We start from the raw sequence: 3438 nt of genomic DNA on the forward strand, positions 1-3438 counted from the left end.
GCAGTATCTTATTCAGTGCAGGCTTAGAGAAGCTAAAAAAGAACTGGAAAAAGAATCATCAGATGTTGAAATAGCATACGAGCTTGGTTTTGCCTCACAAAGTCATATGTGCACTGTATTTAAAGGATATATGGGGATTTCTGTTGGTGATTACAGAGATATTCTAAAAAACAGATAGGAAAAAACCTTCCACAAGAGAGTGGAAGGTCTTGTCTGTTAAAGATCACGCTGATCTTCAACTCGCTTTGTCTTCTTTTCGCTTCTTGATAATGTTCCGATAGGAACAACTGCAAACTTAGGTGTTACACCAAGTTTTGATTTTGCAAGTTTAGAAAGTGTCTTTGCAGACTCTGCAAAATCAACACGACCTTCAGCCTCAACACTGATATGAAGAACATCCTTGTGAGTTTCAACATCTCTTGCAAGAATGATTCTGTATTCAGAGCCGATACCATCAACCATACCAAGAATAGATTCAATCTGACTTGGGAAGAGGTTAACACCGTGGATCTTGAACATATCATCACTTCTTCCTGTGATGATATCAAGTCTTGGGAACTTGCATCCGCAAGGACAGTCACCAGGGATAATTCTTGACAGATCGTGTGTTCTGAAACGTAAAAGAGGTGCTCCTTCTTTTACTAGAGTAGTGATAACGATTTCACCACTTTGACCATCTTCAACACGCTTGCCAGTTTCAGGATCAATAATTTCAATATAAACGAAATCATCCCAGTAATGCATGCCGTTGTTTTCATCACAGCTAATACCGATACCAGGTCCGTAAATTTCTGTAAGACCGTAAATATCATAAAGACTGATTCCAAGATTGCGCTTGATGGTATTGCGCATCTTTTCACTCCATCTTTCTGAGCCGATAACACCTTTTTTAAGAAAAATATGATCTTTAAGACCACGCTTTGTAATTTCCTCAGAAAGTAATAGAGCATAAGATGATGTTGCACAAAGAACTGTACTTTTAAGATCAATCATCATCTGTAACTGTTTATCGGTATTACCAGGTCCCATAGGAATTGCCATAGCACCTAGTTTTTCACAGCCAGCCTGAAAACCGATACCAGCAGTCCAAAGGCCATAACCTGGAGTTATCTGAATCCTGTCAGTATTGCAAATACCAGCAGTCTGATAGCAGCGAGCAAACATTGTTGCCCAATCATCAACATCCTTTTTTGTATAAGGAATGATTACAGGTCTACCTGTAGTTCCTGAAGATGAGTGAATTCTTACAACATCCTTGTCATCTACAGCCTGAATTCCTAAAGGATATGAGAATCTTAAATCGTCTTTTGATGAGAATGGAATTTTGTCAAAATCTTCCTGACATTTACATCCTTCAATGCCAAGTTCTCTGTATTTTTTACCGTAAAAACTGTCTGTTTTAATGAGCTTTTTTATTTGTTTATCTACAAGCTCAAGCTGTTTTTCTGTCAGAAGCATAGTTCTTGTCCTAATTTATATCCTGTTTCAAAAGCTTTCAGATTAATTGAAATGAATTTTTCTTTAACCTTTGTCTTAATCTCGTTTTCTAAAGATTCTTTTTTTAATCCTAACGCACCTGTTGCAACCGCAACACCAAGAAGAGCAATATTAAAAAACTTTACAGATCCTAATGATGCACATAGTTCATCTGCATCAAGCACGTAAGTTTTAATCTTACTATCCTGAAGAAATGCAATCATCTTAGAACCGTCATATCCGGTATCTAAAAGAGATTCTGTTACAGGTTTAACTGCCTTTTTATTTACTATTACAGTGCCACCTTTTTTCAGATACTTTAAGTTTCTTACAGCTTCAGCAGGTTCAAAAGCCATAATCAGATCGGCAAGACCGTCAGGGATAAGAGGAGAGAATGCCTTATCTCCGATACGGATATGGCTTGTAACAGAGCCTCCTCTTTGAGCCATGCCGATAGTTTCTGCTGAATGAACAGTATTTCCTTCAAGCATTGCAGCAGATGCTGTAAGTTTTGATGCTAGTACTGTACCCTGGCCACCAACGCCACAGATTAGAATATTCTTATCCATTTTTCTTTTTCTCAATAGCTTTGTGAGGACATACCTGATTGCATAGTGTACAGCCGGTGCACTGGCTTTCATCAATGCATACCTTACCATTGTTCTTTACTATTGCAGGACAGCCAAGTTTCTTGATGCAGATGTTGCAGTTACGGCATTTGTCATTAACTGTGCAGCAATCCTCATGTTTAACAATTGAAATACAAGGAGATTTGAAAATAACTGCCTTTACTCCTTTAATGGAGGCTAGCTCCTTAATAACATCAACTGATTCTTTTAGATTTAAAGGATCTGCTTTTCTGACTGTTTTTACACCAAGTCCTTTAAGTACGGCTTCAATGTCAATTTTGTCAACAAAGTTTCCCATGAGATTAAAACCAGTTCCAGGATGAGGCTGATGGCCAGTCATAGCTGTAGTTGAATTATCGAGGATACAGATAATAACGTCAGCTTCGTTGTATACAGCATTTACAACACCAGTAAGTCCTGATGCAAAGAAGGTTGAATCTCCAATAAATGCAAAACTTGTAGCATCCTTGTCAACAAAGTTAAAACCCTGTGACATGGTAACGCCAGCACCCATACAAAGGCAGGTATCAACCATATCAAGAGGTTTTGCATTGCCAAGTGTATAACAGCCAATGTCACCACAAAAATATGTTTTCTTACCACGCATTGCTGTTTTTACTGCATAGAATGCACCTCTGTGAGGGCATCCGGCACACAGCACTGGAGGTCTTATAGGCAGATCAGGAATGGTAAATTCAATTTTAGTCTCTTTTGATATTTCTTCTCTTTGATAGAAACTATCTAAGATCTGTTTTACCTTTTCAACACTCAGTTCACCTGCATGAGGTACACATCCTGTAAGTTTGCCTTTAATCTCTACATTAAGATGATGTCTGCCTGCTATCTTCAGAAGATTTTCCTCAATATATGGGCTTAATTCTTCAAGACAGATAACCTCGTCAGTATCCTTTAGGATATCTAAGGCAAAATCTTCAACAAATGGGAATGCAGTTGCTATCTGTACTAAAGTTACATCATCATGAGCGATCTGGTATTCTTTAGCATAGGAGTGACTGATACCTGATGCAAAAACAGCCTTTCTTGTTGGCTTTTGTGCCTTTATAACGCTGTTGAATCTGTATGAGCTAGCCTCTTTTGCAATCTGAACATTTCTTTTTTCCATCATGTCATGGTTCTTAAAGGACAGTTTTGGGAAGATTACCCATTTTGATGAGTCTTTTTCAAAACCATCAAACTCTTTGACACAATAGTTTTCATCAAAACTGATTGAGGCATATGCATGACATACTCTGGTTGTAGGTCTTAAAATTACAGGAGTATGATATTTTTCAGACAGTAAAAAAGCATCCTGAACCATAGTGAATGCCTGTTC

4 protein-coding genes are annotated in these 3438 nt (G+C 37.9%); 1 reads left to right on the forward strand and 3 read right to left on the reverse strand.

Annotated elements, in window-relative coordinates; all coding sequences use genetic code 11:
* Positions 1-10 precede the first annotated feature (10 nt).
* On the forward strand, positions 11-178 hold the full coding sequence (locus ACJML3_RS01985) for a helix-turn-helix domain-containing protein (protein ID WP_406020169.1): 168 nt from the start codon (positions 11-13) through the stop codon (positions 176-178).
* Positions 179-216: 38 nt separating this feature from the next.
* On the opposite strand, the gene ACJML3_RS01990 is transcribed toward ACJML3_RS01985, so the two are convergent.
* From ACJML3_RS01990 to ACJML3_RS02000, 3 genes are all read right to left on the reverse strand, one after another.
* Complete coding sequence (locus ACJML3_RS01990) at positions 217-1458, reverse strand: phenylacetate--CoA ligase family protein (RefSeq protein ID WP_406020164.1); 1242 nt, start codon at positions 1456-1458, stop codon at positions 217-219.
* On the reverse strand, positions 1449-2045 hold the full coding sequence (locus ACJML3_RS01995) for an indolepyruvate oxidoreductase subunit beta (protein ID WP_406020166.1): 597 nt from the start codon (positions 2043-2045) through the stop codon (positions 1449-1451). Before ACJML3_RS01995 ends, ACJML3_RS01990 begins: the two co-directional genes overlap by 10 nt.
* On the reverse strand, positions 2038-3438 hold a 1401-nt coding region (locus ACJML3_RS02000), incomplete at its 5' end, for a thiamine pyrophosphate-dependent enzyme (RefSeq protein ID WP_406020168.1). The genes ACJML3_RS01995 and ACJML3_RS02000, both read right to left, overlap by 8 nt.

Source organism: Succinivibrio sp. (assembly GCF_045124615.1).
In the GTDB taxonomy this organism is placed as follows: Bacteria; Pseudomonadota; Gammaproteobacteria; order Enterobacterales; family Succinivibrionaceae; genus Succinivibrio; species Succinivibrio faecicola.

Coding starts and splice junctions, on each gene's coding strand:
- ACJML3_RS01990 (WP_406020164.1), bottom strand. CDS start 1,458: ATGCTTCTGACAGAAAAACAGCTTGAGCTTGTAGATAAACAAATAAAA.
- ACJML3_RS01995 (WP_406020166.1), bottom strand. CDS start 2,045: ATGGATAAGAATATTCTAATCTGTGGCGTTGGTGGCCAGGGTACAGTA.